The organism is Yersinia similis (assembly GCF_001053095.1).
Lineage (GTDB): Bacteria > Pseudomonadota > Gammaproteobacteria > Enterobacterales > Enterobacteriaceae > Yersinia > Yersinia similis.
On sequence record NZ_CGBP01000007.1, the window covers coordinates 125,271 to 141,221 of the forward strand.

Consider the following 15,951-nt stretch of genomic DNA (forward strand, 5'->3'; position numbering starts at 1 on the left):
CCACCACAAATGTCAGATTATACGGCTTCCAGACGCGCATAGGCCGCGACCAGCCACTTAATCCCCTCGCCAGGGAAAGCAACTTGCAAGCGGTTATGCTCACCGCTACCTTCCAGATTCACAATAGTACCCTCACCAAATTTAGGGTGCCGCACTCGCTGGCCCAGTGAGAAACCGCTGTCATTCTCATGCATTGGGGTCCCCATTCGGCGGTGATTCACCGGGCGGGAAACACTGGCGCGTAACCGAACCTCTTCGACACACTCCTGTGGCAGTTCGCCAATAAAGCGTGAAGGGCGGTGGTTGACCTCTTTACCGTATAGGCGGCGGCTCTCAGCGTAACATAGCGTCAGCTTCTGCATTGCACGAGTTAACCCAACATAGGCCAAACGCCGCTCCTCTTCCAGGCGCCCCCCCTCATCCAATGACATTTGGCTCGGGAACATCCCTTCTTCCATTCCCACAATAAATACCTGTGGAAACTCCAAGCCTTTCGCTGAATGGAGAGTCATTAATTGCACCGCATCCTGATAGGCATCGGCCTGGCCATCTCCGGCTTCCAGCGCGGCATGGGATAAGAAAGCCTGTAGCGGCATCAGATCCTGATCTTCATCCTGATAGCTGTATTGGCGGGTCGCTGTAACCAGTTCCTCAAGGTTCTCGATACGTGCCTGACCTTTTTCGCCTTTTTCCTGTTCGTACATCGACCACAAGCCAGAATCACGAATAACGCGATCAGTTTGCACGTGTAGCGGCATATCCGCCGTTTCGCGCGCCAGTGAATCGATCAGCTCGACAAAGCGTTGTAATGCGGACGCTGCACGCCCTGCAAGCACTTTTTCCTGCAACATGGCACGGGTTGATTGCCATAGCGTTAACTGGCGGTCACGGGCGGTTTGACGCACCACATCCAATGTGCGATCGCCAATTCCCCGAGTGGGTGTATTCACCACCCGTTCAAACGCGGCGTCATCATTACGATTGGAAATCAGGCGCAGATAAGCCAGTGAGTCTTTAATTTCCTGGCGGTCGAAGAAGCGCTGCCCCCCATAAATACGGTACGGTGTCGCCGTTTGCAGTAATGCTTCTTCTAATACGCGCGATTGGGCGTTGCTGCGGTACAAAATGGCACAATCATTCAGCGCACCGCCGTTGTCCTGCCAGGCTTTAATACGATTGACCACAAAACGGGCTTCATCTAACTCGTTAAACGCACAATAGAGGGAGATAGGTTCGCCCTCCGCGCCATCGGTCCACAGATTTTTCCCCATGCGGCCATCATTGTTGGCAATCAGGGCATTGGCGGCGGCCAAAATGGTGCTGGTCGAGCGGTAATTCTGCTCCAGACGGATGGTCTCTGCACCGGGGAAATCCTTCAAGAAACGTTGGATATTCTCAACCTGTGCGCCACGCCAACCATAGATTGACTGGTCATCGTCGCCAACGATCATCACATTGGAACGTTCACCGGCCAACAAGCGGATCCAGGCATATTGGATGTTGTTGGTATCCTGAAACTCATCCACCAGAATGTTGGTGAAGCGTTCACGATAATGATTAAGAATATGTGGTTTGTTCAGCCACAGCTCATGTGCCCGTAGCAACAACTCGGCAAAATCAACCAAACCCGCACGATCGCACGCTTCCTGGTAAGCCTGATAGATACGTAACCAAGTGGCCTCAACCGGATTACCGTAGCTCTCAATATGTTGCGGGCGCAACCCTTCGTCTTTTTTGCCGTTGATGTACCACATCGCCTGGCGCGGTGGCCATTGTTTCTCATCTAAATTGAGTGCTTTGACCAGGCGTTTCAATAACCGCAGTTGGTCATCGCTATCAAGGATTTGAAAATCTTGTGGCAGATTGGCATCCAGATGGTGAGCACGCAGCAAGCGGTGCGCTAAACCGTGGAAAGTACCGATCCACATCCCGCCTTGACTGGTGCCAATCAGATGTTCAATACGGTGGCGCATTTCAGCCGCCGCTTTATTGGTAAAAGTTACCGAGATAATCGAATACGGCGAGGCATTCTCCACCGACAACAGCCAGGCGATACGGTGAACCAGCACCCGCGTTTTGCCACTGCCTGCACCGGCCAGTACCAACAGGTTACCGCGTGGCGCGGCTACGGCGTCACGTTGTTTTTCATTCAGGCTGTCGAGCAGATCAGAAACGTCCATAGGCACCGTTTATCGGGTAAGGGAAAATAGCCACAATGCCGGGTATCCGGTATTTTGCCCCCCTTCCACTGTAGATTTACACAGGGTTATTGCTGGGGATTATAGCAATGCTGTCAGGGATGCCAACTGGGAAATTTCAATATGTGGCAGTAAACGGCTATCACGGGCAGTCATCAGGTTTTGTTGCCTATCGTTAATCCAACAGGCTTGCATACCACAGCGCAGCGAACCGGCAACATCCGTCGTTAGGTCATCACCAACATGCAGAATGTGTTTTAACGGAATATCCAAATGATTCGCCGCTTTATGATACATATCGCGGAATGGCTTGGCGCGACCATGAGGGCCTGAGCGCAAGACAAACTGAAAATAGCGATCCAACCCGCAAGCTTTAGGATCAGCATTGCCGTTAGTGATGGCCACCAGCGGGTAATGCTCCGCTAATGCGCTCAGTGTATCGTGCGTGGCTTGCGGCACATCAATACGGCTGCGCCATAGCGTGAAGTTTTCCATTGCCGCATCTGCTCCCGCTTGCGCCTCTGCCTTACTCAGGCCATGGCGCATCAAGCCCAGTTCAATCGCCTGCCAACGCCATTGCGTGACATCGTGGTAGATACCGGGATCTTGTGCCAATAACTCAGCACGTAAGCGCTGGAAATCCGCAATCTGCAACAGGGTTAAATTGGGGTGATACTGTTGTAAAAAAGCCACAGACTGCTGCTCAGTGCGGGTGATCACTGGCCGATTGTCGTACAACGTGTCATCCAAATCGAAGGTAATAGCGGAAATACGCTCAAGTGGACGATAAAAATGCATTAGGATTTGCCTCGTTTGGCCCGTGGATGAGCAGCATCATACACTGTCGCCAGATGTTGAAAGTCGAGATGTGTATAAATTTGCGTGGTGGTCAGATTGGCATGGCCCAGTAGCTCTTGTACTGCGCGTAGATCACCGCTGGATTCCAGCATGTGCGTGGCAAAAGAGTGCCGCAATTTATGCGGGTGAATATGGCTACTGACCCCCTGCTTCACCCCCCATTCAGCAAAGCGCTTTTGCACATTACGGGCTGAAATGCGCTTGCCGGTATTGGCCAGAAAAATAGCGTCATCCTGCGGTTCGAATAACTCACGCAACGCCAGCCAATGCTGTAACCAGGTCACCGCCGTTTTACCTAACGGCACCTTGCGCTCTTTACTGCCCTTCCCCATCACCCAGACATCGCCGCTCGCCAGATCTACATGTTTACAGTTCATGCCAACCAATTCAGATAAACGCAGACCCGCACCGTACATCACCTCCAGCATCGCCCGGTCGCGTACCGCCAGCGGATCGTTCAGATCAATACTCAGCAGTTTATCGACTTCATCAACATCAATATTTTTCGGCAAATGACGGCCCGAGCGCGGCGTACTGACCCCTTTAGCGGGGTTCGCTGCCAACACGCCCTGGCTGACCAACCAATTGAGAAAGCTGCGCAACGCGGAGAGCCGTAATGCCAGGCTTGAAGCATGTAAACCCGCACGTTTGCTGCGGGAGACCAACGAACGAACCTGAGCGGCATCTAGTGTCTGCCAGTGAGCCAAGCCCATCTGTTCACCTATTTCCATTAGTGCAGACAACTGACGTCGATAACTGGTGACCGTCAGTGGACTAAGCTGACGCTCAATACTGAGATAACGGAGAAAAGCCTCTACCTGCGGAGTCAGTGAGGCACTGAACTCGGTCATACCGGCTCGATCCAACGTGCCAGCAGGCCCGGCAGCAACGTGGATAGCTGATTTAGCATCACCGTCCCCATGCCTTGTTGATAATGCTGAGCATCGCGGCTGCTAAAAATAACGACACCCAAATCGCCGTCCGTACCTAGTAGTGACAGCGCTACAGACCCCACCAGCTTGGCCTGAGGCAGTAGTAGCAATAATTCTGGCCCATTCAGGCTACCCAGATAATGGTGGCGGTTACCTAACCGCTGAATACGCAGTGGTTCGAACGCGTGGCGGGATAGCGCCAAATGGGTAAAATCAGAGGGTGCGCCAATCTGCCAACGGTCATTGAATAACCGAATATTAGCACCAGCCAACCCGAAGTCTCTGGCCCAACGTTGCAGACGATTGAGCATATCTTGCAAGCTATCTGCCGCCGCCAGATTGGCTTGCAATTGTAACAAACGGCTGAACAACACTTCATTCAATCCCGCCTGTTCCATCAGCAAGGTAATCTCCTCTTCCAACTGGCCTATCTGATTACGCTGGCGTCCTAGCTGCCACTCCACCAGCGAGACACTGCCTCTGACCGGATGAGGGATATGCATCTGTTCGACCAAACGGGCATTGCGGATAAAGAAGTCGGGATTTTGCAATAAGTACTGCATCACTGCATCATCGTCTAATTCGATGCCCGCTAACGCCTGCTCCTCATAACTCTTCATATATCAATGCTCTTCATATATCAATGCCCTTCATATATTAACGCTCGCCATGTATCAACACTCGTCATAAATGAATAAATCCGTCATAGACATGGGTGGCAGGCCCGGTCATATACAACGGATGGCCTGGTCCCTGCCAACGGATGTGTAAACTGCCGCCCGGCAATTCAACATGCACATTTTCGTTCAACAACTCTTGCACCACCCCGACGGCCACCGCAGCACATGCACCACTGCCACAGGCTTGCGTTTCACCCGCCCCACGCTCATACACCCGTAAACGAATATGGTCGCGACTGACAACCTGCATAAAGCCGATATTCGCCCGCTCAGGGAAACGCTCATGGTTTTCCAATACTGGACCCAGCAACGCCACGTTGGCAACCGAAACATCATCGACCTGCATCACACAATGGGGGTTGCCCATCGACACCACGCCACACAGCACCGTATGCTCCGCGGCGCGCAAAATATAGGTTTTCTCCGCTTTGACGGCGCGGAAAGGGACAGTTTGCGGATCAAAATCAGGCTCGCCCATATTGACGCAGACCTGTTCATCTTCTGTCACGCTTAGGATAATACGGCCAGTTTGAGTACTGACGCTTATCTCGCGCTTATTGGTCAGCCCTTTCAAACGAACAAAACGGGCAAAGCAACGTGCACCATTACCACACTGAGAGACCTCGCTCCCATCGGCATTAAAAATACGGTAGTGAAAATCCAGCTCAGGATCGTAGGGCGGCTCAACTACCAGCATCTGATCAAAGCCCACACCCGTGTGCCGGTCTGCTAATCGGCGGATCAATTCCGGCGAAAAGTAAACATTTTGAGTCACTGCATCAACAACCATAAAGTCGTTGCCAAGACCGTGCATTTTGGAGAACTGCATATCATACTCCGCTGACTACTATTCTTATTGTTGGCTAAATTCGGTGTTGGCTAAGTCCGGTACTGGCTAACGTCGATACAGGGCTAACGTTGATACTGATGTCATGTGGCGGTGTTCATGCTCACCTTAGCCTAATGTCTTGCAGATCATACACCGCTAAGGTATCAAACTCAGGGTTTTCAGATCACTGTGGCTCGGCACTAGGGGGGGTCTGTTGTGTACCAGACAGAACCTGCTGGTTTTTCTCTACCTGCCCACTCTCTTGTTGCGCCGCATTGACCGGGGGTTTATCCGCCGGTGGAAAATATAACGGGCCTTTCAGGCCACAACCGGCAAGTGCAAGTACCATCATTGCAGCCATCGGCCAACGTAGTTCTTTTTTCATTTTTTAACGCCTGTAAATTGTATTAAACCTGTAAATCGTATTAAACCTGTAAATCGTATTAAACCTGTCACTCATGCGTCCAAGCTCTCTATAATCGCAGGTGGATCATGAAAAGCAATAGGAATTGAATATGAACGATAGCGAGTTTCATCAGTTAGCCGATCAATTGATGCTTTACATTGAAGAGACACTGGATGGTTTTACTGGCGATAGTGATATCGATTATGAAACCAATGGCGGGGTGATGACCCTGACCTTCGAGAATAGCAGCAAGATTGTGATTAACCGTCAAGAACCCTTGCATCAGGTATGGCTGGCGACCAAAGCGGGTGGCTACCACTTTAATTATCGTGACGGCCACTGGTATTGCTCACGCAGTGGCGAAGAGTTTTTTGCCAAATTGTCCGAGGCGGTGACCACACAGGCGGGTGAAAAAGTCAGTTTCAGTGAGTAAAATCGCAATACCAGCCGAGCAACTCGGTTGGTATTAATATACCCGCCATACTTCAAGCGGCATGTACGTTGGCTACCTGCATCTTGAAGTAACTTGGTTATAGATATCAATATATTCTTTCGTTTTAAGTCTAGCCGAATATCCAATCAGGTCATCAACCGATACGTAATAAGAATAAAAAAATTAAAATTATTTCCTTCGAAAAATAATTTAACTATTTTTATAGCGAGAAGATCTATGCCCCCTATTAACAATCTCAATGACAAATTATTTTTAACTATACCTCTTTATAACAATGAAGAATCTATGCAGACTGATGAATATAAGGTATTAAAGAAAGTAATATCAGAAGATCTCACTCCAGATAGAAAAAAATCTCTTCGAGAATTAAAAAGAGAGATATTAGTGAATATATGCCAAAATAAACGTGCAGATATAACACTCTTCTTATCAAATATGGATCTCAGCGGAGTGAATTTAAGTAACCTTGATTTATCTGGCGCTGATTTAACGTCAACCAATCTTTGCGGTGCTAATTTTAATGGTGCTAATATTAGTCACACAAACATGATGAATGCAGACCTAAGCGGATCATCCATGATCAATGCAAAACTCAATGGCATTTATTGGTGGAATACAAACCTTGACCATGTCCAAATAGATTTGGATAATATCCCATACCTTCCTCTCTCTAAGAAATAACAGTATATAAAACCAGAAGAGTCCATAGAAATACACCTCGGTAGTAATTTCTATCAGAAAGAGATGAAAGAAACTGATGCATTCAGAAAAACACTAGACCAAATAAATAAATAAATTACAGAACAGAACAGAACAGAACAGAACAGAACAGACTGTATCAATTGGATAATAAACAATTGCAAATATTGCTCCCTTGCTTGGTAATGACGCCAATGAGTAGAATATGTATTTTTCGATAAAGGCCCCAATGACCTTTTCATGCAATTCAATTGAGCGTGAAAAGCAGATTGTTTTACGGGTCAGACGTTTTATGCGAGTTCGTAATGTCAGGTTGTTACGTTCAATACGCTGAGTAAATATTTTACCGTTCAGATGTTTATCCTTCGGCACTTCCCGGCGATAACTACCCCAGTCGTCGCTGGTTATCATCCCGATATTGAAGGGGGTCAACAGTGCCAGCAATTCACGGCAGGTTTCATCAGTTCGCGGGCCGAAGGTGTAGGCCAGTACGCCACCTGTTTTGGTATTGTACGCATACCAGAGCCAGTGCTGACGGGCCTTTGCCGACAAAACTCCACTCTGCTCATCGAGTTCACAGATGAGCGCCACGTCTACATGAGCGACTGGCAAGGACGTTATTCGCTTCGGCGAGCGTTTTTTAAAGTGCGTCTAACGGTATTGATACCGATTTTTAGCGTTCTTGCCGTATCCCGCACACCTGCGCCATTAAAGGCCATATCAATGCAACTGGCATTGTTTGCTCGGTAAGCTGGCTTCTTTTCCGGCAATATTAGCGCACAGCTGCGATAAGGTACTGCTGCGGAACGGGATCACCTGAGTACGGCCATCTAACTGCACAATTTGGTAGAACTGCGGCAGGTTAAAGTTGATAAAGCTGGAGCCATAAGTAAAGCGATCGTGAGAAGACGAATAGAACCGGCTGACATCCCGCACCAACTCTTCTTTACTGCCCTCGCAATGGTGATAAACCTCAACCCGGTTTGCTTCATCCAATATATAAATATTGAACCCTTTTTCATCAGCGGTACCTTCGAAAAAGAACTGAATAATCCCTTCACTGGCAAAGCCATCAACCACTGGCGGCAAATGAATTTGGTTAGTTTCGACCTGAACCGATAACCCATGCAATTTGTTATTGGAAATCGCACCGTAAAATTCAACAGCATTTTCCAACTTTTGTACCGAGACACTCAAGCGCTCAAAGAACAAGCCCCACGTCTGGCCGGAAACCCGTACCGCTTTAAAACGGCCTGGTTCCTGACGAGTACTGGACAAGCGCAGGTCAATACATTCAGACACCAATTGCTGGATACGGGTGCGGATCAAACCGCGCAAATGCTGGCTGTAGCAGAACACATCCACCGATTCCGGTGGCGCAGCGTCCTGATGCATTTTGCCTAAAATGGTTTTCAGTGCTTCCAGTACCGCCTGCTCGCCACTGAAATGCAAGGTGCGCACTTCATTCCATGAGTTGCGATACAACAAATCGATACTGCCCACCAGACACTGCTGCTGCTCACCAAAACTGAACACATCTAGTTTACGGAAATCAAAATGCACCACCTGATTACGGAAGGCCGTCGTCGGATCATGTTCCAAATTGACGATAATCGCCAAATGGCGAATTTCACATGGGCTGTACGGTGCTTTCGGTGTTGGTGCAGCTAAGCGCAACGGGAAGTGATGCGAAATGTCGGTCACCAGCTCCTGTAACTTGACCGTATCACACAGATTGGCGCTTTTAATATGCAGGTGCGTTTTACTGGTCAATAAACCATTGAAATAAGCCCAAGAGACCAGTTTGTTCAGATAGCGGTTATATTCAAGCGGTTGATGGCTGACAATAGCATCCATTGACGGCGCTTGATTATACAGATACCAGCCAGGGCGGTTAGCACGGCCCGCTGGGACATGGATAAATGTCAGATGCTCTTCCGATAAATCGGGTGAAATTTGCGGGTTAACCAATGTGACTTTACCCGGCAATGCTTCAAATGCCGCATACAACTTACGGGTCAAGACACCGATATCCTGTGGGCTGGCACTGACACTCAGATTATTACGGCGGGCAAAGCGGATCAAATTACGATAGCTCTGCATCATCGCATCTAATAATTCGTTATGCGCTTCACGCACCCGTTCTATCTTCCAGTTGGCACGATTATCCAGCACTGCCAGTTTTTCATTGCTCCAACCCCACTCACTCACCAATTGGCTGAGTACCTCACGCCGCCAACCCGTACTGGCTGGCGTGCGAGACAGTTTCTCACACACTTTCAGGTAGAAGCAGCGACGCACCAGATTTAAACGGGTGGTGTCATTAATTTGGATCAGATAACGGGTAACACGATCAAGCATCATGCAGTAAGCATCAAGACCAAACGAGACAATTTCGCCAGCGTGCAAGCGTTGTTTGATTTCCATCGCCAGCAGTTGGGAATTTGGGTATTCCCAAGAATAAGCTTCCAGCAATAATGTTTTAAGCACCGCTTTATACGGCGAATCGATACTTTTATACAGTTGCCACAAACTGGCACCGAAATACTCTTCTGCTGACAGTGTGCTTAAACCGCCCAGATCGAGCCATTCGTTCGGCGTCAGTACACCTTGCGCATAAAGTGACAGCACGTAATCGTCGTAATGCTCTTCCTCTTTAACCGGGACCATATTCCACAGAATACGCTTCCCTGCCAGACGAACCGCACTACGGTAAAATTCATCCAATAACAGGATGTGTTGAGTCGAGCCGCAATCCTCCCCCCCCAAGCTGCCACTGGCATTATGGCGGAAGCGGTTTTCATCAATCAGGAAGAAGCTGACCTCGACCCCCATTGACGCCGCCCATTTTTCCAACAGGCTACATTTTTGCTGGAGTTGATTACGCTCTTCAATATCCAGCCAGGCCTGATGGCACACCCAGATATCTAAATCCGATGTGTGGCACTGCCCAATAGAGGAGGTGCTCCCCATGGAATAGACGCCGGTAATAGGCAATTCGCCCCCCGCACTTGGTGCCAGAGGTTCGCCCCACCGAGCTTCAACATCAGCAATATAATTTTGTTGTATTTCATTAGGTGTGAAAAGACAGACGCCATGGGGAACGTTACCATCAAGGTAACCTGGCATCTGCGGATGATGACAATGTAGTAGGATCGGTAGCAGACTGTAGACCTTTTGGAAGGCTGGACCCATGGCCGCCAAAGCGCGATCGACTCGTAATTGGTTGATCGCATCCAGTCGCTGTTTCAGTGTCTCGATGTAGAGGTACAAGACGTCTCGCCTGATTATTCCGGTGTCTGGAAAAAAAGCCCGTGTTCCAAATTCGCTTATTGCTTTGCGTTTTTTGTTGAAAAACACAAAAAACATTTTATTTGAAGAATATTTAGCGAATTATTGCTGGAAACGTGATCAATCTAACACCTTGCCGATTAACCGTAAAGAAAGTAAAGCTATCTCTACCATTGTAAAGCCTCTTTATGCCCGAATCACTGGCTCCAATGAGTTTCTCGGAGTCATAAGCGCTGATCACCGCGCCGCTGCGTAAAGAAACGGGGTTCTCCCACTAATCTCATCACACATTTGTTACAATCACTCACTTATTACAGTCATGCATTCATTGCAATAGTTGCTTTCTTATGCATTTATCCGCCTTGTTCATGCGGCTATCACACTGACAGTGTTCACCGGTCAGTGATAGGATGGGCCGTAAAATATAAAACGGTAACAAGCATGTTAGACAAAATTATTCGAATTGCCACACGACAAAGCCCGCTCGCCTTATGGCAAGCACATTATGTTCAACATTTATTGCAAGCCAATCACCCTGGCCTGCAAATAGAACTAGTCCCAATGGTCACCCGTGGGGATATCATTTTGGATACACCATTGGCCAAAGTCGGTGGTAAGGGTCTATTTGTCAAAGAGTTAGAGCTGGCGCTGCTGGACGGCAGAGCGGATATTGCCGTGCATTCGATGAAAGATGTGCCCATTGCCTTCCCCGAAGGGCTGGGTTTAGTCGCGATTTGTGAACGTGAAGACCCGCGTGATGCGTTCGTCTCGTCACATTATGCCCATCTGGATGATCTCCCAGCGGGCAGTGTTGTCGGTACCTCCAGCCTACGCCGCCAGTGTCAGCTACGCGAACGGCGACCGGACCTGATTATTCGCGATCTACGGGGCAACGTCGGTACCCGCCTTGCCAAACTGGATAATGGTGACTATCAGGCCATTATTCTGGCTGTCGCGGGTCTCAAGCGCCTCGGTCTGGAAACACGGATTCGCTATGCCATGTCAGCGGAGGAGTCTCTGCCCGCTGTCGGCCAAGGTGCCGTAGGTATCGAATGCCGTCTGGATGATGACCTTACCCGCCAGTTGCTGGCCCCATTGAATCATCGGCACACCGAATTACGGGTATGTGCAGAGCGGGCAATGAATATTCGCCTTGAAGGGGGCTGCCAAGTCCCCATCGGTAGCTATGCTGAATTGGAAGGTGATACTTTATGGCTACGGGCGCTGGTGGGAGCACCCGATGGTAGCCAGATGATCCGGGGTGAACGCCGTGGCCCTGCGGCGGATGCAGAGCAGATGGGCATTGAACTTGCCGATGAGTTGCTATCACGCGGCGCACGGGAAATCCTGGCTACGGTTTATCTGGATAATCCTGCGCGATGACAATCCTGGTAACCCGTCCATCCCCTGCGGGGGAGCAATTAGTCACTCGCCTACGTGCTCTGGGCCGGGTTGCCTATCATGCGCCATTGATTGATTTTTCCCCAGGAAGAGACCTGCCCAAACTGCCGGAATTATTGCAAGATATGCAGGCTGGAGACTTGGTTTTTGCTTTGTCACAGAACGCAGTCCGCTACGCTAACCCGCTGTTAAAAAGAAATAAACTGTCATGGCCTGTGCAGTTATCTTATTATGCTATTGGCCGTACAACCGCATTAGCACTGCATACCGCCAGCCGTTTGCATGTTGCTTTCCCGCCAATGGGAGAGACAAGTGAAATGCTGTTATCATTACCCCAGTTGCAAAATTTAGCCGGTAAAAAAGCACTGTTATTGCGCGGCAATGGGGGCCGGGAGTTGCTAGGCGCAACCCTCGCAGAACGCGGAGTGGCCGTGACCTTCTGTGAATGCTATCAACGCAGTCCCATCTATTATGATGGCAGCGAACAAAGTGCTCACTGGCAACGTGCCGGTGTTGATATTCTGGTGGTCACCAGCGGCGAAATGTTACAACAGATCTATAATTTAGTTCCTGATTACTATCGTTCTTCCTGGTTACTGCGTTGTCGTTTAATCGTTGTGAGTGATCGTTTAGCGGCCTTAGCCACCCAAATGGGGTGGACGGAGGTCCAGATAGCAGAAAATGCCGACAATGACGCACTGATCCGTGCGTTACAAGACCTTCAATAAACCTAAAACCTGACTTATGGGATGCCCAATATGACGGAACAAAATACCCCATCCGCACCAGTGGAAGAGCCAACCACTGCGGTTGAGAGGCCCCAACAGCCAGAACCAAAAGGCCATCGTGAAAAACGGACTGGACCAATTCTGGGTGTTATTGCTATCGCCTTGGTAATAGCGTTGGGAGCGGGGCTTTATTATCATGGACAGCAGCAGGCCCAGTTACAGAATGCAGAGAATATTGCGCTGCAAGAACAGTTGGTGTCACTAAAACAGACGCTATTGCAGGAAAAACAGCAACTGGAGTCCTTACTGCAACAGCAGGGGAAAGCGTTGGAGTCGGCAGAAAATCAGCAGGCCTCGCTGACTCGCCAGCTCAATGAATTACAAGAAAAAGTCGCGACTATTTCAGGCAACGATGCCAAAACCTGGCTGCTAGCTCAGGCTGATTTCTTGGTGAAAATGGCCGGGCGCAAGCTGTGGAATGATCAAGATGTCACCACTGCAGTCACCTTACTGAAAAGCGCCGATGCCAGTCTTGCCGATATGAATGACCCAAGTCTTATCGATGTCCGCCGCGCGATTACAGAAGATATCAGCACACTCTCTGCCGTCAGTCAGGTGGACTTTGACGGTATTATCCTCAAGTTAAACCAGTTGTCTAATCAAGTAGATAACTTGCGTTTGGCCGATAACAATATTGATGACTCTCCCATGGATGCCAACAGTGACGAACTCTCCAGTTCACTCTCTGAATGGCGTCAGAATCTGAGCAAAAGCTGGCGCAGCTTTATGTCTGACTTCATTAGTATTCGCCGCCGTGATAGTAGCGCGGAACCTTTGCTGGCACCGAATCAGGACGTGTATCTGCGAGAAAACATTCGCTCCCGCCTGCTGGTTGCCGCTCAGGCAGTCCCCCGCCATCAAGACGAAGTTTATAAGCAGTCATTGGAAACTATTTCTACGTGGGTCCGCGCTTATTTTGATGTGAACGACCCAAGTACCAAAGCGTTCTTGGATGAGCTGGAAAATCTGAGCCAGCAACCTATCTCAATGGACGTACCTGATCAATTGAAAAGCCAACCAATGCTGGAAAAATTGATGCAAACCAGGGTCCGTAACTTACTGGCACAAACGCCAGTTGATGCTCAGGGGGAATAAATATGCTGCGAGTCTTGCTGTTATTCCTTATTTTAACTGTGGGTATCGTGCTTGGCCCGATGTTGGCCGGGCATCAGGGTTATGTGCTGATCCAGACTGACAACTATAACGTTACAACCAGTGTGACCGGGTTAGCCATCATGCTGGTCCTGTTATTGGTGGCTTTCTTTATTATTGAATGGGTACTACGTCGTATTTTCCGCACAGGTGCCCGCACTCGTGGCTGGTTCCTTGGCCGTAAACGTACCCGCGCCCGTAACCAGATGAAAGCGGCGTTGATTAAACTGGCTGAAGGTGATTTTCTGCAAGTTGAAAAGCTCCTCACCCGCAATGCTGACCACGCGGAACAACCCATGGTTAACTACCTGCTGGCAGCCGAAGCGGCCCAGCAACGTGGGGATGAATTTCGTACCAATCAATATCTGGAGCGCGCGGCAGAAGTTGCCGATGGCGACCAACTGCCGGTGAATATCACCAGGGTGCGTATTCAATTGGCGCAGGGGCATATTCATGCCGCCCGCCACGGTATTGACCGCTTGTTAGATCAAGCACCACGACATCCAGAAGTACTGCGTCTGGCTGAACAAGCTTACCTGCGCTCCGGTGCTTATCGCTCATTACTGGACGTTTTACCGGCGATGGGTAAAACACAGATCCACACCCCTGAAGAAGTCGCTACCCTTGAGCAACAAGCCTATATTGGCATCATGAATCAGTGTATGGCGGACGAAGGCAGCGAGGGTCTGAAGCGCTGGTGGAAAGATCAAAGCCGCAAAGTACGGAATGAGATCCCATTACAGGTCGCATTAGCAGAACATCTGATTGAATGTGATGATCATGATGTGGCTCAAAAGATCATTCTGGACAGCCTGAAACACCAATATGATGAACGTCTGGTACTGTTGATCCCGCGTCTGAAGTCAGGTAACCCAGAGCCGTTGGAAAAGTCTTTGCGTCAGCAAATCAAACAGCATGGGGCCACACCGTTGCTCAATAGTACCTTGGGTCAGTTGATGCTGAAACACGGTGAATGGGAGAAAGCCAGCGAAGCCTTTAAAGCAGCGCTTGCACAGCGGCCTGATGGCTATGATTACGCATGGCTGGCAGATGCCTTGGATAAACTGCATCGCCCTGAGGATGCCGCTCAAGCGCGTCGTGAGGGGTTATTGCTGACCCTACGGCAGAACGGCGAGCCATCACTCTAACCAAGTTAATACATTGATGCTAGCCCGCAGATGAGGCCCATGGACGGGCCAAGTAGCGAGCGTTGCCAACGCACATGCAGCTTGAAGTGCGAAGTGTATGCAAAAAAAAACACTTGCCGAAAAGGGCAAGTGTCTAAAATTTTCAGGTCGATAGACAACAATATCAGTGCCTCACTCAACGTTATGCCCGGTATGTGATGAAAATACTCAACATCGTTTACATGGACAATAGGCACTCTAAAATCGGCTCTGCGTCATCCCTGGGTTTATGAAGCTAAATTAGCCCTAATGGCTAAGCTGTCATAATAAGTGGGATGAGCATCTACATGTTAGATATTGCACTTAGCGTGCCAAATCTGGCAGCAGGCAGGCCTTTTATCTCAAACACCCACTCGAAAATTGCTAATCAATTGATAAACAATAAGTTTATTTTTTAACTGCATTTCATTCATCTCCATCGCCTAACAGAGTGATATCCAGACAACCGGAATGAACTGTCGCTACAAAACGACGCTATAAACCGATATTAGTTTTTAATATATTTTTCAATGAATTAAATGTCTCTTTCTCACGACAATGTGATCGTTTATTGTCGTGAAAAGCCAACACAGGCTCCCAACTCAACGAAACAACACCGCTAACGGAACTGACAGCAGAATTTAATCAAAGGAAGACCATAATGGTTTTGGATGTCAGAAAAGCTGGTTATAGCACGCGATGGCTTAACGCTGCGCGGAGGATACGGCGGTATAAAAGGGGGAAAGTTGCAGGTCGGTCTGTCGGTCTGTCGGTCTGTCGGTCTGTCGGTCTGACAAAATAGAGTCATTATGTTCAGGCGAAAAAAAACCCCGCATTGCGGGGTTTCTTCTGAAATTGGTCGGCGAGAGAGGATTCGAACCTCCGACCCACTGGTCCCAAACCAGTTGCGCTACCAAGCTGCGCTACTCGCCGATTTCTTGCTGCTTACTCTACATGGTCTCTCGACCTATGTCCATGTAAATATTAATAAATATCTACATGTTTGTGTGGTGCGAAGGGAGGGACTTGAACCCTCACGTCCGTAAGAACACTAACACCTGAAGCTAGCGCGTCTACCAATTCCGCCACCATCGCAT

Annotated in this window: 14 protein-coding genes, 2 tRNA genes and 1 pseudogene; 7 read left to right on the forward strand and 10 right to left on the reverse strand. The window is 49.1% G+C overall.

The genetic code is table 11. The annotated features are described in order from the left end of the window. Positions 1–17: 17 nt before the first annotated feature. The 6 genes from uvrD to lptM form a co-directional block, all read right to left on the reverse strand. Positions 18–2,180: a DNA helicase II gene (uvrD, locus tag AC971_RS07685; RefSeq protein ID WP_025382155.1), complete on the reverse strand. Its 2,163-nt coding sequence runs from the start codon at positions 2,178–2,180 to the stop codon at positions 18–20. Positions 2,181–2,279: 99 nt separating this feature from the next. Further along, the gene (gene yigB, locus AC971_RS07690) at positions 2,280–2,996 is read right to left on the reverse strand and encodes a 5-amino-6-(5-phospho-D-ribitylamino)uracil phosphatase YigB (protein ID WP_025382154.1); all 717 of its coding nucleotides are present in this window, start codon (positions 2,994–2,996) and stop codon (positions 2,280–2,282) included. After that, positions 2,996–3,907, reverse strand: a complete 912-nt coding sequence (gene xerC, locus AC971_RS07695) for a tyrosine recombinase XerC (protein ID WP_025382153.1) — start codon at positions 3,905–3,907, stop codon at positions 2,996–2,998. Before xerC ends, yigB begins: the two co-directional genes overlap by 1 nt. Continuing rightward, complete coding sequence (locus AC971_RS07700; RefSeq protein WP_025382152.1) at positions 3,904–4,608, reverse strand: DUF484 domain-containing protein; 705 nt, start codon at positions 4,606–4,608, stop codon at positions 3,904–3,906. The genes xerC and AC971_RS07700 overlap by 4 nt, the downstream gene beginning before the upstream one ends. Positions 4,609–4,672: 64 nt before the next feature. Then, a complete protein-coding gene (gene dapF / locus AC971_RS07705; RefSeq protein WP_025382151.1) occupies positions 4,673–5,497 on the reverse strand; it encodes a diaminopimelate epimerase in 825 nt (274 codons plus the stop codon). Between the two features lie 184 nt (positions 5,498–5,681). After that, the gene (gene lptM / locus AC971_RS07710) at positions 5,682–5,882 is read right to left on the reverse strand and encodes an LPS translocon maturation chaperone LptM (RefSeq protein ID WP_025382150.1); all 201 of its coding nucleotides are present in this window, start codon (positions 5,880–5,882) and stop codon (positions 5,682–5,684) included. 130 nt (positions 5,883–6,012) lie between these two features. On the opposite strand from lptM, the gene cyaY reads away from it, so the two are divergent. Together cyaY and AC971_RS21895 are read left to right on the forward strand one after the other, a co-directional pair. After that, a complete protein-coding gene (gene cyaY / locus AC971_RS07715; RefSeq protein WP_025382149.1) occupies positions 6,013–6,336 on the forward strand; it encodes an iron donor protein CyaY in 324 nt (107 codons plus the stop codon). Between the two features lie 306 nt (positions 6,337–6,642). Next, on the forward strand, positions 6,643–7,038 hold the full coding sequence (locus AC971_RS21895; RefSeq protein WP_025382148.1) for a pentapeptide repeat-containing protein: 396 nt from the start codon (positions 6,643–6,645) through the stop codon (positions 7,036–7,038). Between the two features lie 216 nt (positions 7,039–7,254). On the opposite strand, the pseudogene AC971_RS07725 reads toward AC971_RS21895, so the two are convergent. Continuing rightward, positions 7,255–7,778: pseudogene (locus AC971_RS07725) on the reverse strand (IS1 family transposase); the annotation flags it as partial. After that, positions 7,777–10,329: a class I adenylate cyclase gene (locus AC971_RS07730; protein ID WP_048677499.1), complete on the reverse strand. Its 2,553-nt coding sequence runs from the start codon at positions 10,327–10,329 to the stop codon at positions 7,777–7,779. The gene AC971_RS07730 and the pseudogene AC971_RS07725, both read right to left, overlap by 2 nt. A gap of 73 nt (positions 10,330–10,402) precedes the next feature. Here AC971_RS07730 and AC971_RS07735 point away from each other — a divergent pair, with 73 nt between their 5' ends. The 5 genes from AC971_RS07735 to hemY all read left to right on the forward strand — a co-directional run bounded on the left by AC971_RS07735 (position 10,403) and on the right by hemY (position 14,836). Beyond that, a complete protein-coding gene (locus AC971_RS07735; protein ID WP_002211467.1) occupies positions 10,403–10,603 on the forward strand; it encodes a hypothetical protein in 201 nt (66 codons plus the stop codon). A gap of 185 nt (positions 10,604–10,788) precedes the next feature. Next, positions 10,789–11,730 carry a hydroxymethylbilane synthase gene (gene hemC, locus AC971_RS07740; RefSeq protein WP_025382144.1) on the forward strand — a complete coding sequence of 314 codons (942 nt, stop codon included), beginning with the start codon at positions 10,789–10,791 and terminating at the stop codon, positions 11,728–11,730. Beyond that, positions 11,727–12,476: a uroporphyrinogen-III synthase gene (hemD, locus tag AC971_RS07745; RefSeq protein ID WP_025382143.1), complete on the forward strand. Its 750-nt coding sequence runs from the start codon at positions 11,727–11,729 to the stop codon at positions 12,474–12,476. The genes hemC and hemD overlap by 4 nt, the downstream gene beginning before the upstream one ends. 30 nt (positions 12,477–12,506) lie before the next feature. Then, positions 12,507–13,631 (forward strand): uroporphyrinogen-III C-methyltransferase, encoded by a 1,125-nt coding sequence (hemX, locus tag AC971_RS07750; RefSeq protein ID WP_025382142.1) that lies wholly within the window; start codon positions 12,507–12,509, stop codon positions 13,629–13,631. Between the two features lie 2 nt (positions 13,632–13,633). Next, positions 13,634–14,836, forward strand: coding sequence for a protoheme IX biogenesis protein HemY (gene hemY, locus AC971_RS07755; RefSeq protein WP_038402100.1), 1,203 nt, complete (start codon positions 13,634–13,636; stop codon positions 14,834–14,836). Between the two features lie 874 nt (positions 14,837–15,710). Here the strand turns inward: hemY and AC971_RS07760 are convergent. Further along, positions 15,711–15,787, reverse strand: a tRNA-Pro gene (locus tag AC971_RS07760). A 75-nt stretch (positions 15,788–15,862) separates the two neighbouring features. Continuing rightward, positions 15,863–15,949, reverse strand: a tRNA-Leu gene (locus tag AC971_RS07765). Positions 15,950–15,951 lie beyond the last annotated feature (2 nt).